The sequence below is a fragment of the Thalassobaculum fulvum genome (genome assembly GCF_014652915.1).
In the GTDB taxonomy this organism is placed as follows: Bacteria; Pseudomonadota; Alphaproteobacteria; order Thalassobaculales; family Thalassobaculaceae; genus Thalassobaculum_A; species Thalassobaculum_A fulvum.
In genome coordinates this window covers 95,205-111,519 of record NZ_BMZS01000007.1, presented here as the reverse complement: position 1 = coordinate 111,519, position 16,315 = coordinate 95,205, and the positions used below count along the sequence as shown (strand labels likewise).

The window sequence follows — 16,315 nt, the reverse complement described above, 5'->3', positions numbered from 1 at the left end:
GCACCGCAAGCCCATGACCCATCTGATCGAACGGCTGCCCCCGGTGCGCGGCGAGTACCGCGCCGACGCGCCGACCGCGCAGCTCACCTGGTTCCGGGTCGGCGGCCCTGCCGAGGTGCTGTTCCGCCCGGCCGACGAGGCCGACCTGATCGACTTCCTGGCCGAGCGGCCCGGCGACGTCCCGGTCACCGTGCTCGGGGTCGGCTCCAACGTGCTGATCCGCGGCGGCGGCATCCGCGGCGTGGTGGTCCGCCTCGGCAAGGCGTTCGCCGAGACCCGGATCGACGGCGACCGGGTGACCGCCGGCGCCGGCGCCCTCGACGTCACGGTCGCGGCCACCGCCCAGCGCGCCGGGCTGACCGGCCTGGAGTTCCTGTCCGGCATCCCGGGCACGGTCGGCGGCGCGCTGCGCATGAACGCCGGCGCCTACGGCGCCGAGGTCAAGGACGTGCTGGTCTCGGCGCGGGCGATCGACGGGCTCGGCCATGTCCACACCCTGGCCGCCGCCGACATGGGCCTGTCCTACCGCCACTGTGCGGTGCCGGAGGACTGGATCTTCACCAGCGCGGTGTTCCAGGCCCGCCCCGGCGACCCGGCGACCATCGCCCAGGCCATGGCCGACATCCGCGACGCCCGCGAGGACACCCAGCCGCGCCGGGTGCGGACCGGCGGGTCGACCTTCGCCAACCCGGCCGGCCACAAGGCCTGGCAGCTGATCGACGCGGCCGGCTGCCGCGGCCTGAAGATCGGCGGCGCCCAGGTGTCGGAGAAGCACTGCAACTTCCTGCTGAACGTCGGCAACGCCACCGCCGAGGACATCGAGGCCCTGGGCGAGGAAGTCCGGCGCCGGGTCAGGAACAGCAGCGGGATCGAATTGCGCTGGGAGATCCGGCGGATCGGCGTCGCCAAGGGCGCGGAAGGCGGTGCGGCATGAACGCGAACCGGTCGGAAACCCACGTGGCGGTGCTGATGGGCGGCTGGTCGCCGGAGCGCGAGGTGTCGCTGTCGTCCGGCCGCGAGTGCGCCAAGGCGCTGCGTCAGGCCGGCTGGAAGGTGTCCGAGGTCGACGTCGACCGGGGCATCGCCGCCAGGCTGACGACCCTGAGGCCCGACGTGGTGTTCAACGCCCTGCACGGCCCGATCGGCGAGGACGGCAACATCCAGGGCCTGCTGAACATCCTGGGCATCCCGTACACCCATTCCGGCGTCCGCGCCTCGGCGGTCGCCATGGACAAGCCGACCGCCAAGGACGTGTTCGCCCGCCACGGCCTGCGCTGCCCGGAAGGCCGGGTGGTGACCCTCGAGGACTTCGACGACGGCGAGCCGCTCGAGCCGCCCTACGTGATCAAGCCGATCGACCAGGGCTCCAGCGTCGGCGTGCACATCGTGCGCCAGGGCGACAACTACCGGCCGACCGCCGCCGACTGGCCGTTCGGCCAGCACGTGCTGGTCGAGCGCTACGTCCCCGGCCGCGAGCTGACTGTGGCGGTGTGGGACGGCGAGGCCATGGAGGTGACCGAGATCACTTCCGACCGCGGCTTCTACGACTACGAGGCCAAGTACGCCGCCGGCGGCTCGGTCCACCTGCTGCCGGCGCCGGTGCCGGCGGCGATCCGCCGGCAGGCCATGGAGGTGGCGGCCCGGGCGCACCAGGCGCTCGGCTGCCGCGGCATCAGCCGGGCCGACTTCCGCTACGACGACACCGCCGGCGAGCCCGGCGAGCTGTACCTGCTGGAGATCAACACCCAGCCCGGCATGACCCCGACCTCGCTGGTGCCCGAGCAGGCCGCCCATCTCGGCGTCTCGTTCCCCGAGCTGGTGTCGCGGATGGTGGAGGACGCGCGATGCGACGAGTGATCGCCGGCCCCCGCAAGCCCGCCCCCCGGTCGCCCGCCGGCCGCCCCCGCCGGCGCGCCCGGCCGGCTTGGCTCGCCCCGGTGCTGCGCTGGGGAACCGCCGCGGTCGCGCTCGCGGCGGTCGGCGGCGCCATCGGCTGGTCGGTCGAATCCGGTCGGGCGGTCGCCGCCTGGCAGCAGGCCGTCGAGGGCGTCCAGCAGATGACCGCCGACGCCGGGCTGGCGGTCGGCGACGTGCTGGTGGCCGGCCGCCGGGAGACCGATCCGTCGCACCTGCTGGACGTGGTCGGCGTCGAGCGCGGCATGCCGATCCTGGCGCTCGACCTCGCCTCGATCCGGCAGCGCGTGGAGGCCCTGCCCTGGGTCAAGAGCGCCCGCGTCGAGCGCCGGCTGCCCGACACCCTGTTCATCTCCCTGACCGAGCGCCGCCCGCTGGCGCTGTGGCAGCGCCAGCGCGCGCTCGCCCTGGTCGACGAGGACGGCGTGGTCATCACCGACCGCAAGCTCGGCCGTTTCGCCCACCTGCCGATCGTGATCGGCGACGGCGCGCCGGAACGGGCGCGCGAGGCGATCGCCATGCTGTCGGCCGAGCCCGACCTGCTGGCGCGGGTGCGCGCCCTGACCTGGGTCGGCGACCGGCGCTGGACGGTGCGGCTGGACGACCTGCAAGGCGGCGGCATCGACGTCCAGCTGCCGGAGAGCGGTGCGGCCGCCGCGTGGTCGCAGCTGGCCGGCATGGAGCGCGACCACGGCGTGCTGAAGCGCGAGGTGACCACCGTGGACCTGCGCATTCCGAACCAGCTGATCGTGCGCGTCCCGTCCGACCCCGCCGAGCGGGTCCTGGCCCCCGGCAAGAATACCTGACCCCGGAACCGCAGAGCGAGCAAGGCAAGGCAGTGAGAAAACCCCTCGGCAAGACGCGAAGTGGAACGGTCGCCGCGCTCGACATCGGGTCGAGCAAGGTGTGCTGCTTCGTGGCGCGGATCGGCGAGCCCTCGTCGAACCCGCTGCTGGCCCGCGCCAGCGGCGTGCCGTTGGGCTCGATCCGGGTGGCCGGGATCGGCCACCAGATCTCGCGCGGCGTCAGGAACGGCCAGATCGTCGACATCGACGCGCTCGAGGCCTCGATCCTGAACGCCGTGCACGCAGCCGAGAAGATGGCCGGCGAGACCCTGCGCGGCGTCATCGTCAACCTGTCCGGCGGCTGGCCGGTGTCGGAGACCGTACCGGTCGAGGTCTCGATCGCCGGCCACGAGGTCGGCGACACCGACCTGCGCCTTGTGCTCGACCAGTGGCGCAAGCTCGACGGCATCGAGGACCGCGACCTGATCCACTCGATCCCGGTCGGCTTCACGATCGACGGCGCCAACGGCATCCGCGACCCGCGCGGCATGTTCGGCCAGAGCCTGGGCGCCCACATGCACGTGGTCACCGCCGCCGCCGGCGCGGTCCGCACCCTGACCACCGTGATCGAGCGCTGCCACCTCGACCTCGAGGCGCTGGTGGTGTCGCCCTATGCGTCCGGACTCGCCACCCTGGTCGAGGACGAGATGGACCTCGGCGTCACCGTGGTCGACATGGGCGGCGGCACGACCAGCTTCGCGGTGTTCTACGACGGCAACGTCGTGCACACCGACATCGTCCCGGTCGGCGGCCACCACGTGACCAACGACATCGCCCGCGGCCTGTCGACCCCGGTGCTGGCGGCCGAACGCATCAAGACCCTGTACGGCAGCGCCCTGCCCTCGCCGCTGGACGACCAGGAGACCATCGACGTCCCGACCATCGGCGAGGAGGACCACGCCCAGCCGAACCACGTCGCCAAGTCGCTGCTGGTCGGCATCGTGCGGCCGCGCATCGAGGAGACCTTCGAGCTGGTGCGATCGCGGCTGGAGGCCAGCGGCTTCGACCGGGTGGCCGGGCGCCGGGTGGTGCTGACCGGCGGCGCCAGCCAGCTGCCGGGCGTGCGCGAGCTTGCCCAGCAGGTGCTCGACAAGCAGGTCCGCATGGGCCGACCGACCCGGGTGCAGGGCCTGGCCGAGGCCGCCGGCGGCCCGGCCTTCGCCACCTGCGCCGGCCTGCTGGCCTATGCCGCCGACCCCAATCTCGACGCGCCGCGCCTGGCGCCGGTGCCGCAGCCGGTGCCGGCCGGGCTCGCCGGGCGCCTCGGCTCCTGGTTCAGGGAGCACTTCTGATGCGCCCGACCGTTCGCAGAGTCCGCGATCCCGCCGGCGTGCGCCGGCAGATGCAGAGAGTCGACCGGACGCCCGTCGGCGACCCCCTGCACCGACCACCCGGGTGTCGCCCGCCCGGCCCAAGACGAAGCGGCGTGAGCCGCCGCCACCCCCGAACAGAGACACGTCAGCCCCGGAGGCCCCTATGACCATCAACATCACCGTCCCGCACGACGACAACGAGATGAAGCCGCGCATCGTGGTGATCGGCGTCGGCGGCGCCGGCTGCAATGCCGTCAACAACATGATCCGGTCGAACCTGGAGGGCGTCGAGTTCGTCTCGACCAACACCGACGCCCAGGCGCTGAAGCAGTCGCTGGCCGACCGCCGCATGCAGCTCGGTACGGAAGTGACCCGCGGTCTCGGCGCCGGCTCCCGGCCGGACGTCGGCAAGGCCGCCGCCGAGGAGTCGATCGACGCCATCATCGAGCACCTCGGTGACAGCAACATGTGCTTCATCACCGCCGGCATGGGCGGCGGCACCGGCACCGGCGCGGCTCCGGTCATCGCCCAGACCGCTCGCGAGCGCGGCATCCTGACGGTCGGCGTGGTGACCAAGCCCTTCCACTTCGAGGGCCAGCACCGCATGCGGATCGCCGAGGCCGGCATCGAGGAACTGACCCAGTACGTCGACACCCTGATCATCATCCCGAACCAGAACCTGTTCCGGATCGCCAATGAGAAGACGACCTTCGCGGACGCCTTCAACATGGCCGACGACGTGCTGCACTCGGGTGTGCGCGGCGTCACCGACCTGATGATCATGCCGGGCCTGATCAACCTCGACTTCGCCGACATCCGCACGGTGATGAGCGAGATGGGCAAGGCGATGATGGGCACCGGCGAGGCGTCCGGCGAGAAGCGGGCGATCGACGCGGCCGAGGCAGCGATCAACAACCCGCTGCTCGAGGACACCACGATGAAGGGGGCCAAGGGCGTCCTCATCAACATCACCGGCGGCTTCGACATGACCCTGTTCGAGGTCGACGAGGCCGCCAACCGGATCCGCGAGGAGGTCGACCCGGACGCCAACATCATCTTCGGCTCCACCTTCGACGAGAAGATGGACGGCATGATGCGGGTCTCGGTGGTCGCCACCGGCATCGCCGCCGAGGGCATGGCCGCCAAGCCGCGCCCGCAGCTCTCGCTGGTCCGGGCCCAGGCCCAGCAGCGGATCGCCGACAGGCCGGCCGCGGCCGAGGCTCCGGCCTCTGCCATGCCGATCACCGCCCAGCAGCCCGCGATCCAGCAGCCCTCGGCCCCGCAGCCGGCGGCCCAGCACTCGGTCCCGGCGACCGCGGTGTCGGCGATGTCGACCATGGACATCAGCCGGCAGGCGGCCAGCGGCATCGGCGAGCTGAGCATGCCGGAGGTCCCGTCGATGGCCGAGACCGACGGGTCGCTCGCCTTCGACCTGACCGAGGAGATGATGGAGGCCCCGGCCGGCGAGGAGCCGGTGCAGCCGACGGTCGACGAAAAGCCGTTCATCGCCCCGGCCGCCCAGGTGCCGCCGCGCCGGCCGGAGACCGCCCCGCGGGCCGCCGACGCGTTCCGGGCCAGCGACCTGGTCAACGCCGCGCCGACCGCCGAACCGAAGGCCGAGCCGGCGCGCGGCCGCGGCCCGAGCCTGTTCCGGCAGATCACCGGTCTCGGCCTGGGCAAGGCCGACAAGCCGGAGCCGACCCACGCCGAGGCTCCGCGGCAGCCGGCCGCCCAGCCCGCCGGCCAGCCGGTCCAGCCGCGTCTCGGCGCCCTGAACCCGAGCGACCGGGTGCGTCCGAGCCAGTCCGAGGACGAGACCCTCGACATCCCGGCGTTCCTGCGCCGGCAGGCGAACTGAGGGAGAACTTCGCGCGGTTTCGCCGGAACCCGGCGGAACCCGCGGATTTCTGCGGTGTTTCAACGTAACACTCGGTAACAAAGAGTGATTTGGGGGCCCCGGTAGGTGTTGGTACATCTACCGGGGCTCTCTTTGAGTCCGAAGTCTCGACGCCGAACACGGCACCCGGAAGGCGACTGCATGGCGACCAGGACACAATCCCACGGTGTGCGCACCGGGCTCCGGCAGAAGACGCTGCGGCGCTCGATTCCGTGCCGAGGCGTGGGCCTGCATTCCGGAACCACCGTCGAGATGACGCTGCACCCGGCCGCGGCCGACCGCGGCATCCGTTTCCGGCGCACCGACGTGACCGACCGCGATCCCTGGATCGCCGCCCGCTACGACCGGGTGGTCGACACCCGCCTGTGCACGGTGATCGGCAACCGGGACGGGGTGACGGTCGGCACCATCGAGCACCTGATGGCCGCCTTCGCCGGCTGCGAGATCGACAACGCCATCGTCGACATCGACGCCGCCGAGGTGCCGGTCATGGACGGCTCGTCGGAGCCGTTCGTGTTCCTGATCGAGTGCGCCGGCACCGTCGAGCTCGACGCCCCGCGCCGCGCCATCGAGGTCCGCAAGCCGGTCACCGTCGGCGACGCCCGGCGCGGCCTGACCCTGGCTCCCGCCGACGCCTTCTCGGTGGATTTCGAGATCGACTTCGCCAGCCCGGTGGTCGCGCACTCGACGCTGGACGTCCGGCTGGTCAACGGCACCTTCAAGCGCGAGATCGCCAAGGCCCGCACCTTCGGCTTCCTGGCCGACGTCGAGAAGCTGCGGGCGGCCGGCCTCGGCCTCGGCGGCTCGCTGGACAACACCGTCGTGGTCGACACCGACCGGGTGCTGAACGAGGGCGGACTGCGCTTCGACGACGAGTTCGTGCGCCACAAGGTGCTGGACTGCGTCGGCGACCTGTATCTGGCCGGCGCCCCGATCCTGGGACGGGTGACGGCCACCAAGTCCGGGCACCACACCAACAACGAGGTGCTGCGCGCCCTGTTCGCCGACCCGACCGCCTATGCGGTGGTCGAGATGCCGGACCGATCGCACGACTACGCCGAGGCACTGCCGGCGACGGCTTGAACGGGCGCGCTGACCGTCGTTGTGCGCTTGGTGACCGCAAGTATCGCCGCAAAGCCCGCCCGGCTCGTCGGTAGACTCTGCGTGAGCCGGCGACGGTCGTCTTACATTTCCTGAGTCTTCATCCCATATTCATTCTACGACGACGCGTCGTCCTCCATCGGAACCAAGGATGGTCTCCGGGAAGGAGGTGAGCCATGAATCGGACTCTTGTCGGGGCAGTCCGAGGGGCGATGTGGGGCGCGGTCGCGCTGTTGCTGATGCCGGCTGCACCAGTCCACGCACAGATGGCCTGCGCCGCGCGCGAAGCCGTGGTATCGGCGCTGGCCACGCGTTTTGGCGAGACCGTCAGCGCCACCGGCGTCGACCGCAACGGCAACCTTCTCGAGGTGTTCAGCTCCGCCGGCGGCAGCTGGACCATTGTGCTGACAATCCCCGGCGGCCCGACCTGCCTGCTGGCGAGCGGCGACGGCTGGTGGCAGGCCGACGAGCGCAGGAAACCGGCGGGGACTCACGATTCCTGAGGGCGAGATCGATATCGCACCTGCCTACGAAAAAGCCCCGACCGAGGCCGGGGCTTTCGCGTTTCGGGACCCGGCGAGCCGGGTCGGCGGTCACTCCGCCGCCTGGGCCTTCGCCGGATCGGCGCGCACCAGGGCGTCGTAACCCTCGACCAGGGCGCGGGTGATGTCGCCCGGGGTGAACTTGTAGTCGCCGATCGTGCCGACCGGGGTGACCTCGGCGGCGGTGCCGGTCAGGAAGCACTCCTGCGCGTCGGCCATCTCCTCCGGCTTGATCTGCCGCTCGACGACCTCGTAGCCGAGCGACTTCGCCAGCTCGATCACGGTGCGGCGGGTGATGCCGTCCAGGAAGCAGTCCGGCACCGGGGTGTGGATCCTGCCGTCCTTCATCACGAAGAACACGTTGGCGCCGGTCGCCTCGGCCACCAGGCCGCGGTAGTCCAGCATCAGCGCGTCGTGGAAGCCCTCGCGCTCGGCCTTGTGCTTCGACAGCGTGCAGATCATGTACAGGCCGGCCGCCTTGGCGTGCACCGGCGCGGTGTCCGGGGCCGGACGGCGCCAGCCCGAAAGGGCCAGGTTGATGCCCTTCATCTTGGCCGCCGGGTCGAAGTAGGACGGCCACTCCCACGCGGCGATCGCCAGGTGGATGCGGTTCTGCTGGGCCGACACGCCCATCATCTCGCTGCCGCGCCAAGCCACCGGGCGGACATAGCCGTCGACGATGCCCATGGAGTCGATGACCGCCCGCTTGGCCGCCTCGATCTCCTCGGCGCTGTAGGGAATCTCGAAGTCGAGCGTCCTAGCCGAGCGCTGAAGCCGCTGGGTGTGCTCCAGCGACTTGAAGACACGGCCACCATAAACGCGTTCGCCCTCGAACACGGAACTGGCATAATGCAGCCCATGGCTCAGAACGTGCACCTTGGCGTCGCGCCAGGGAATCAGTTCGCCGTCGAACCAGATCGCGCCGTCACGGTCGTCGAAGGGAATCAAGGACATGATGTCGTTTCCTGCCTGGATGTCGTCCGGTTTCGCGCCGGTCAGAAACGATCCGTCGACCGTTTCGTGAGGTTCTTTTGTTTCCCGATTGGGTCCCGACGCATAACATTCGGAAGAAAGTAAGTCAACATGGTTGACGTAAAGGGCATTGCGAATCCCCTGTTCCTGCGCGAGGAGGAACTGCGCCAGGCGATCGAGATGCTGTTCTTCGCCTACCGCGACTTCACCGGCGAGCCCGACGCCATGCTGGCCGACCTCGGCCTCGGCCGGGCGCACCACCGGGTGATCTACTTCGTCGGGCGCAACCCCGGCATCACCGTGTCCGAACTGCTGAAGATCCTGCGCATCACCAAGCAGAGCCTGTCGCGGGTGCTGAGCCACCTGGTCGAGGAAGGCTACATCGTGCAGCGGCCGGGCGAGCGCGACCGCCGCCAGCGGCTGCTGACCCTGACCCAGAAGGGCGTCGAGCTGGAGCGCCGGCTGACCGCCAACCAGCGCGAGCGCATCGCCACCGCGTTCCGCAACGCCGGCGCCGAGGCGGTGCAGGGCTTCAACCTGGTCCTGCACGGCATCATCGATCCCGAGGACCGGCGGCGCTTCGACGTGCCCGGGACCGGCGGCCCGCTCGGCGCCGCCCGCCTGAAGGCCGGCGCCGGCAAGCGGTGACGGCGCCGCGCCCCCACACCCTGGCCGAGGAGGCGGGCGGCGCCTGTGCCGACGACCTGCCGCACATCCTGGTGGTCGACGACGACGGCCGGCTGCGCGAGCTGCTGCGCCGGTTCCTGTCCGACAACGGCTTCCGGGTGTCGACCGCGGCCGACGCCGCCGAGGCCCGCGCCCGCATGGCCGGCGTGTCCTACGACCTGATGGTCCTGGACGTCATGATGCCCGGCGAGAGCGGGGTCGAGCTCACCCACGACCTGCGCCAGCGCCAGCGCCAGCGCATCCCGATCCTGATGCTGACCGCCATGGGCGAGGCCGAGGACCGGATCGCCGGCCTGGAGAGCGGGGTCGACGACTATCTCGCCAAGCCGTTCGAGCCGCGCGAGCTGCTGCTGCGGATCCGCACCATCCTGCGCCGTGTCGGCGAGCCGGCGGTGCCGCAGGCCGCCGCCGCGGCCGGCGGCGAGGTCCGGTTCGGAGCCTTCCGGTTCGACCTCGGGCAGAACATCCTGTGGCGCGGCGAGCTGCCGGTGCGGCTGACCGAGGCCGAGGCCACGCTGCTGCGGGCCTTCGCGGTGGCGCCCGGGGTCACCTTCACCCGCGAGGACCTGGTCGACGGCAACGCCGTGAACGGCGGGATCCGGACGGTCGACGTGCAGATCACGCGCCTGCGCCGCAAGATCGAGCCGGACCCGAAATTCCCGCGCTTCTTGCAGACCGTCCGCGGAAAGGGTTACGTGCTCCGGCTGGAAAGCTGAGGTCCCCGCATGGCCGACGCGACCCGAACCGACCGTCCCGCTTTCACCGGCGCCGCCCGCTCGCGCCGCGGCGAGCCCAAGGCCGACGGCACCAGGCTGGGCGGCTTCAAGCTCGACCGGTGGGTGAAGCAGTTCCTGCCGAAGACCCTGTTCGGCCGGGCCCTGCTGATCATCGTCACCCCGCTGGTGCTGATGCAGGCAATCTCGGCCTACGTGTTCTACGACCGGCACTGGGAGATCATGACCCGCCGGCTGGTCCACAGCCTGGCCGGCGACATCGCCTTCCTGATCGAGGAGCTGCGGCCGCCGATCACCCCGGAGGCGGTGGCCCGGCTATCCGAGCGGGCCGACCGGCACTTCGACATCGTGCTCGACTGGCGGCCCGGCGACATCCTGCCGAACCGGCCGCCGCTGGCGTTCTTCGACGACACCCGGGTCGCCATGCAGGACGCCATGCGCACCAAGGTCCGCCGGCCCTACGTCATGGACACCGACACCGGCGACCGGCAGATCGAGATCCTGGTGCAGCTGCCGGACGGCGTGCTGCAGGTGCTGGCCCACAAGAAGCGGCTGTTCAGCTCGACCACCTACATCTTCCTGCTGTGGATGGTCGGCTCGTCGCTGGTGCTGTTCGCCATCGCCATCGTGTTCATGCGCAACCAGATCCGGCCGATCCGCCGGCTGGCGGTGGCGGCCCGGGCGTTCGGCCTGGGGCGCGACGTGACCGGCTTCAAGCCGGAGGGCGCCACCGAGGTCCGGCAGGCCGCCAGCTCGTTCCTGCAGATGAAGGACCGCATCAACCGCCAGCTCACCCAGCGCACCGAGATGCTGGCCGGCGTCAGCCACGATCTGCGCACCCCGCTGACCCGCATGAAGCTGCAGCTGGCGATGCTCGGCGGCGGCGAGGAGGTCGCCGAGCTGCAGGCCGACGTCGGCGAGATGGAGAAGATGGTCGAGGGCTACCTGGCGTTTGCCCGCGGCGAGGGCACCGAGCTGCCGGTCGACAGCGACGTCGGCGAGCTGGTGGCCGACGTGGTGCAGTCGGAGCGCCGCGACGGCCCGCCGATCGCGTTCGAGCGCCCGGACGCCGGCGCCGCCGCCCTGCCGGTCCGGCCGAACGCCCTGAAGCGGGCGGTCGCCAACCTGCTGCAGAACGCCAAGCGCTACGGCAAGCGGGTGTGGATCACGGTGGTGCGGGCCGGCGACCAGGTCGAGATCGTGGTCGACGACGACGGCCCCGGTATCCCAGAGGCCAAGCGAGCCGACGCCTTCCAGCCGTTCGTCCGGCTCGAGCCGTCGCGCAACCCGGCGACCGGCGGCACCGGCCTCGGCCTGACGATCGCCCGCGACATCGTCCGCGGCCACGGCGGCGACCTGATGCTCGAGGACTCGCCGCGCGGCGGGCTGCGGGCGGTGATCAGGCTGCCGGTCTGAGGCGTCGCGCCGGCCCCGCCGCTTCAATTCGTCGCAGCGTTAACGTTTTGTTTCGCCGCTGCCGTCAGACTTGCGGCGAGCTGACGAGGTGGGCATGGCCGCAGCCCTTGGTTCGTTCTTCAAGAGCAGGTCGGGACGGCTCTCGATCACCGTGATCGGGCTGATCGCGGCCTTCGCCGTAGCACTCGGAGTCGCCAGCTACCGGATCAGCGTCCACTGGTTCGAGACCAACAAGTTCGAGGAGAAGGTCACCGCGCTGCAGCTGGTCGACGCGTTCGTGGCCGACTACACCGAGATCCGCGGCCGGCACCTCGGTACGGACGCGCCGGTTCCCGCGTCGTTCCGGGCCCATTCGATCGAGCGCTTCAACATGGCCCGCGAAGGCGACAACGTGCTGCAACTGCTGTGGCTCGGCGTGCCCGGCCGGGAGATCCGCACCGCGCCCTCGGATCCGGCGACCGGCGAGGCGATCCGCGAAGCCGCCCGCAGCGGCAACGTCGAGCCGTCCAGCCGGTGGTGGGTGACCGGCGGGCAGCGGACCTTCCGGACGATCGCCCCGTCGATCGCCAGCCAGCAGGGTTGCGTCGACTGCCACAACCGGTACCTCGAGGGCCGCCCGCCCTGGCGCCTGAACGACGTCATGGGCGCGTTCGTCATCGACGTCCCGGCCGAGGCGTTCCTGTTGAACGCCCGCACCGAGTCGATCCTGCTCGGCTCGCTGTTCTTCGTGGTCGCGGCTGCCGTGAGCGGCGTCGTGCTGCGGCTGCAGCATCTGAGGCACACCGCCGCCATCGACGCCGCGACCAGCGCCGAACGCGAACGCGCCGCCCTCGACAGCCAGCGTGCCGCCGAAGCGGCGAACCGCGCCAAGTCGGAGTTCCTGGCGCTGATGAGCCATGAGCTGCGGACGCCCCTGAACGCCATCATCGGCTTCTCCGAGGTCATGGCGCAGGAACTGCGCGGCGCGATTCCGGCGCCGTACCGCGGCTACGCCCGCGACATCCACCAGAGCGGCCAGCACCTGATGCTGGTGATCGGCGACATCCTCGACATCGCCAAGGCCGAGTCCAACCGGTTCGACCTGCACGAGGAGGACGAGCCGCTGGAGGACCTCGTGCTGCCGTGCCTGCGGCTGATGGCTCCGCGGGCCTCGGGCGGGCGCGTCGAGCTGTCGGCCCGGCTGCCCGGCGGCCTCCGGGTGCGGTGCGACGTCACCAAGATCCGGCAGGTGGTGCTCAACCTGCTGTCCAACGCCGTGAAGTTCACCCGGGCCGGCGGCCGCATCGAGGTCAGCGGCTTCCTGAACCGGGACGGCGACCTGACGCTGTCCGTCACGGACACCGGCATCGGGATCCGCCCCGAGGACATCCCGCGGGCCTTCAGCCCGTTCGAGCAGGTGGAGTCGACGCTGCAGCGCAAGCACGAGGGCACCGGCCTCGGGTTGCCGCTCGCCAAGGCCCTCACGGAGCTGCACGGCGGCGTCCTGCAGCTGTCCAGCGTGCCGGGGCGGGGAACCCAGGTCACGGTCACCCTGCCGGCCGCCCGGGTCGTGCCTCCGGCCCCCGCCGGAACCGACCCGCAGCCGCCGCTGCGCTGGGATGCGACGACCGGTGCGTTCCTGCCCGGCGCCGGCGACCTGCAGGAGGCGCCGGGCGGGCAGCCGTGGCGACTGGTCTGCTGACCGTCGGCCGTCAGTGCAGACGGCCGCCGTTCGGGACCGGGTGGGTCGGCCGGATGAGCACCACGTTGCCGTCGGCGTCGGGAAAGCCGAGCACCAGGATCTCGCTCATGAACGGGCCGACCTGCCGCGGCGGGAAGTTCACCACCGCCGCCACCTGGGTGCCGATCAGCGTCTCCGGCGTATACAGCACGGTGATCTGCGCCGAACTCTTGCGGGTGCCGATCTCCGGTCCGAAGTCCACCCACAGCTTGTAGGCCGGCTTGCGGGCCTCGGGGAACGGCTGCACGTCGACCACCGTTCCGACCCGGATGTCGACCTTCATGAAGTCGCCGAAGCCGATCGTCGCTTCCACGTCAGCCATGCCCGCCTCCCGATGCCCGCCAGATCGTGGCAGGTCGGGTAGCACGCCCCCGGCGCCACGGACAAGGCCGAGACAAGCGAGTCACGTCGCGCGACGGAGACCCGGACCGACCCGCGCCGTCCCCGAACGCAGGAAGGCCGCCCCGGTCGCCCGGGACGGCCTCCCCGCACACACGCCTCGGGAGCAGGCGTTACTTCTTGGTCGCCTTGGTCAGGTCGCGGATCTCGTCGAGCGATTCGGCGACCCGCTTGTTGATCACGTCGAACGCCTCGGCGTTCGACTTGGAGACCATCTCGGACAGCTCCTTCATGTTGGCGATCGCCTTCTCAAAGGCGGTCTTGGTGAGCTCGGTGCTCTTCGCGACCTTGGCGTCGGGCGCGCCGTTCTCCATGAGGGACTGCATGTTCTTCTGCAGCTCCTCGGCCGTCTGGCGCAGGATCTCGGCCTGCCGCTTGGCGACCGCCTGCATGCCCTCGACGGCGAGCTGGTTGGCGCTGGTCAGCGCCTCGATGTTCTTCTTCTGGGCGGCGACGACGGCTTCGACGTCGACGTTCGGGATCCGGAACTCGCCCATCATCTTCTGGACGTCGATCTCCATGAAGGGATTCTTGAACTCGGCCATTGCGCTCTCCTTCGTCCCACCTGGACGTTTCGCTCCACCGGCGCGGCGCGATGCTGCACCGCACAATTACCGGGTATAGATGCGATCGGCCCGGCCGAATGTCAATGGCCATTGTGCAGTGCAGCAATGGCCGTCGCGCCTCACTCGCGCAGCTTCGCCGGCGCATTCGCGGCCGCCGCCTTGACCGCCTCCGACTGCTTGAGCAGCGCCACGATCCCGCCGACCGCGGCGTTCGCGATCGGCGCCGCGACCGCCCCCCAGGACTTGTCGAGCGACCCGCCCGGAACCTGGTTACGCTGGTCGACGGTGCCGATCTGCTTGCCCTGCGCGTCCATCACCGTCCACCAGATCTCGACCCTGTCGCGGCCGTCGTTCTGGCGGACCACCGAGACGTCGCCCTGCACCACGTGGCCGTCCTGCACCAGGTCGTCGGTCAGCTCGACCGGCGCCCGGTCGAGCGCCAGGGCGAGCGCCCGGCGCAGCAGGTCGTTGCCGTCGCCCGGCGCCCCGTCGACCGGGTAGACCGCGACCTTCGGCACGGTCTTCACCGCCGGCGCCACCCGCGGCCGCAGCCAGGCGGCGACGCTGGCCGTGGACTCGGCCAGTTGCTCGTCGGAGGCGATCGCGTCGGTTCGCTGGCCGACGACCGTGCCGTCGGACCGTGCCAGGGTCCAGGTGATCTCCATGGCGCCATCCAGCCGCCGCCGCCCCGCGCCGGACAGGAACAGGCTGGCCCGATTGCTGGAGCGGGTGCCGGCGACCACGTCCTGCTTCTGCAGGGCCCTGGCCGTGAGGTCGGCGATCATCTCGCCGGTCTCGGCGTCGACCCCCTCGACCGGCAGCACCACCACGCCCTCGGTGGTCGGCGCGATCAGGAACGGCGCCTTGGCCAGGTCGGCCCGGTCCTTCGAGAACGGCTGCGGCACCTGCCCGCAGCCGGCTAGCGCCAGCGCCGCGGCGACCAGGACCGGGGCCGCGCGGCCCCAGATCACATCACCCAGCATCCGACCAGCAGCCCCAGCAGCAGCATCGCAAGAAAGATCCAGAGGTGTGGCATCGTCGGGTTCCCGGGACGCTAGCGGCAGACCAGCTCCAGGGGCATCCGGGACAGCCGCTCGGGCTCGCCGTCGGTGACGATCACGGTCTCGCCCAGGGTCATCGCCAGGTCGGCCTCGCTGTCCATCAGGATCATGTGGAGGAAGAACACCATGCCCGGGGCCGCCGGCTCCGGGTTGGCGTGGTAGAACATCGGGTAGTCCATCCAGATCGGCGCGAACACAGCGCCCAGCGAATAGCCGCAGGCGTTCAGCCGGGCATGCCGGAAGCCGTGGCCGTCCATCACCCGGGCGTGGGCGTCGAACACCTCGCCGATCGGCCGTCCCGGCCGCAGCGCGCCCTTGCAGGCCTCCAGTGCGGCGGCGCAGGCGTCGAACATCCGGCGCTGGTGGTCGGGCACCGGGCCGACCGGGATCGTCCGCATCAAGCAGGCGTGGTAGTGCCGGTAGGCCCCGGCGAACTCCAGGGTCAGTTGGTCGGTGCTACCCAGCCTGCGGCGACCGGTGAAATAGCGGCACAGCAGGGCGTCCGGGCCGGAGCCGATGATGAACTCGTTGCCCGGGTAGTCGCCGCCGCCCTTGAACACCGCCCCCTGCATGGCAGCCAGGATATCGCCCTCGTCGGCGCCGGGACCGGTCAGCCGGTGCGCTTCCTCGAGCGCGTCGTCGGCCAGCTCGGCGGCCCGCCGGACATAGGCCAGCTCGGCCGGCGACTTCACCATGCGCAGCCGCGACACCAGCTCGGAGGCGTCGGCCAGCGCCGCGAAGCCGTCCAGCGCGGCGTCCAGCCGCTTGCCGTTGCGGGCGTTCAGCCCGTAGCTGTCGTACTCGACACCGAGCCGCCTGCCCTTCGCCCCCTTCTCCGCCAGCAGGTCGCGCAAGTCGTCGGCCGGGGTGGCGCCGTCGCGGTCGACCCAGATCCGGATATCCTCGATCAGGCTGGTGTTGCGGGCCTGCCGCAGGTCCGGCGCCCGGGTCAGCAGCACGAAGCTGCCGTCGGCGTCCAGGTACAGGCACTGGAAGAAGCAGAACCCGAAGGTGTCGTAGCCGGTGAGCCAGAACATGCTCTCCTGCTTGAACATCAGCAGCCCGTCCAGGCCGGCCTCGGCCATCGCCGCCAGGGTCCGGTCGCGCCGCGCCGCGAATTCCGCTCGTTCGAAATGCAGTGCCATGGC

Annotated in this window: 16 protein-coding genes; 11 read left to right on the top strand and 5 right to left on the bottom strand. The window is 71.0% G+C overall.

Going from position 1 to position 16,315, the window contains the following annotated elements:
• The first annotated feature begins 13 nt into the window (after nucleotides 1-13).
• From murB to IE246_RS15500, 7 genes are all read left to right on the top strand, one after another.
• On the top strand, nucleotides 14-934 hold the full coding sequence (gene murB / locus IE246_RS15530; RefSeq protein WP_189991625.1) for a UDP-N-acetylmuramate dehydrogenase: 921 nt from the start codon (nucleotides 14-16) through the stop codon (nucleotides 932-934).
• Nucleotides 931-1,857 carry a D-alanine--D-alanine ligase gene (locus IE246_RS15525; protein ID WP_189991221.1) on the top strand — a complete coding sequence of 309 codons (927 nt, stop codon included), beginning with the start codon at nucleotides 931-933 and terminating at the stop codon, nucleotides 1,855-1,857. Before murB ends, IE246_RS15525 begins: the two co-directional genes overlap by 4 nt.
• Complete coding sequence (locus IE246_RS15520; protein WP_189991220.1) at nucleotides 1,845-2,720, top strand: cell division protein FtsQ/DivIB; 876 nt, start codon at nucleotides 1,845-1,847, stop codon at nucleotides 2,718-2,720. The genes IE246_RS15525 and IE246_RS15520 overlap by 13 nt, the downstream gene beginning before the upstream one ends.
• A gap of 32 nt (nucleotides 2,721-2,752) precedes the next feature.
• Nucleotides 2,753-4,051, top strand: a complete 1,299-nt coding sequence (ftsA, locus tag IE246_RS15515; protein ID WP_189991217.1) for a cell division protein FtsA — start codon at nucleotides 2,753-2,755, stop codon at nucleotides 4,049-4,051.
• A gap of 184 nt (nucleotides 4,052-4,235) precedes the next feature.
• Nucleotides 4,236-5,930, top strand: coding sequence for a cell division protein FtsZ (ftsZ, locus tag IE246_RS15510; RefSeq protein WP_189991215.1), 1,695 nt, complete (start codon nucleotides 4,236-4,238; stop codon nucleotides 5,928-5,930).
• Between the two features lie 180 nt (nucleotides 5,931-6,110).
• On the top strand, nucleotides 6,111-7,052 hold the full coding sequence (gene lpxC, locus IE246_RS15505) for a UDP-3-O-acyl-N-acetylglucosamine deacetylase (RefSeq protein WP_189991214.1): 942 nt from the start codon (nucleotides 6,111-6,113) through the stop codon (nucleotides 7,050-7,052).
• Between the two features lie 230 nt (nucleotides 7,053-7,282).
• Complete coding sequence (locus tag IE246_RS15500; protein WP_189991211.1) at nucleotides 7,283-7,573, top strand: hypothetical protein; 291 nt, start codon at nucleotides 7,283-7,285, stop codon at nucleotides 7,571-7,573.
• 90 nt (nucleotides 7,574-7,663) lie between these two features.
• Here the strand turns inward: IE246_RS15500 and IE246_RS15495 are convergent, their stop codons facing one another.
• Nucleotides 7,664-8,566 (bottom strand): branched-chain amino acid aminotransferase, encoded by a 903-nt coding sequence (locus IE246_RS15495; protein ID WP_189991209.1) that lies wholly within the window; start codon nucleotides 8,564-8,566, stop codon nucleotides 7,664-7,666.
• Between the two features lie 129 nt (nucleotides 8,567-8,695).
• Between IE246_RS15495 and IE246_RS15490 the strand changes: the two genes are divergently transcribed.
• The 4 genes from IE246_RS15490 to IE246_RS15475 all read left to right on the top strand — a co-directional run bounded on the left by IE246_RS15490 (nucleotide 8,696) and on the right by IE246_RS15475 (nucleotide 13,102).
• The gene (locus tag IE246_RS15490; protein WP_189991207.1) at nucleotides 8,696-9,232 is read left to right on the top strand and encodes a MarR family winged helix-turn-helix transcriptional regulator; all 537 of its coding nucleotides are present in this window, start codon (nucleotides 8,696-8,698) and stop codon (nucleotides 9,230-9,232) included.
• Complete coding sequence (locus tag IE246_RS15485; protein ID WP_373297891.1) at nucleotides 9,229-9,987, top strand: response regulator; 759 nt, start codon at nucleotides 9,229-9,231, stop codon at nucleotides 9,985-9,987. Before IE246_RS15490 ends, IE246_RS15485 begins: the two co-directional genes overlap by 4 nt.
• A gap of 9 nt (nucleotides 9,988-9,996) precedes the next feature.
• Complete coding sequence (locus IE246_RS15480) at nucleotides 9,997-11,421, top strand: ATP-binding protein (RefSeq protein WP_189991205.1); 1,425 nt, start codon at nucleotides 9,997-9,999, stop codon at nucleotides 11,419-11,421.
• Between the two features lie 94 nt (nucleotides 11,422-11,515).
• Nucleotides 11,516-13,102 (top strand): ATP-binding protein, encoded by a 1,587-nt coding sequence (locus IE246_RS15475; protein ID WP_189991203.1) that lies wholly within the window; start codon nucleotides 11,516-11,518, stop codon nucleotides 13,100-13,102.
• Nucleotides 13,103-13,112: 10 nt separating this feature from the next.
• Here IE246_RS15475 and IE246_RS15470 read toward each other — a convergent pair whose 3' ends face one another.
• The 4 genes from IE246_RS15470 to IE246_RS15455 form a co-directional block, all read right to left on the bottom strand.
• Nucleotides 13,113-13,463: a tRNA-binding protein gene (locus tag IE246_RS15470; RefSeq protein ID WP_189991201.1), complete on the bottom strand. Its 351-nt coding sequence runs from the start codon at nucleotides 13,461-13,463 to the stop codon at nucleotides 13,113-13,115.
• 190 nt (nucleotides 13,464-13,653) lie between these two features.
• The gene (locus tag IE246_RS15465; protein ID WP_189991199.1) at nucleotides 13,654-14,085 is read right to left on the bottom strand and encodes a phasin family protein; all 432 of its coding nucleotides are present in this window, start codon (nucleotides 14,083-14,085) and stop codon (nucleotides 13,654-13,656) included.
• 140 nt (nucleotides 14,086-14,225) lie between these two features.
• On the bottom strand, nucleotides 14,226-15,077 hold the full coding sequence (locus IE246_RS15460; RefSeq protein ID WP_189991197.1) for a hypothetical protein: 852 nt from the start codon (nucleotides 15,075-15,077) through the stop codon (nucleotides 14,226-14,228).
• 83 nt (nucleotides 15,078-15,160) lie between these two features.
• Nucleotides 15,161-16,312, bottom strand: a complete 1,152-nt coding sequence (locus tag IE246_RS15455) for a M24 family metallopeptidase (RefSeq protein WP_189991195.1) — start codon at nucleotides 16,310-16,312, stop codon at nucleotides 15,161-15,163.
• Nucleotides 16,313-16,315 lie beyond the last annotated feature (3 nt).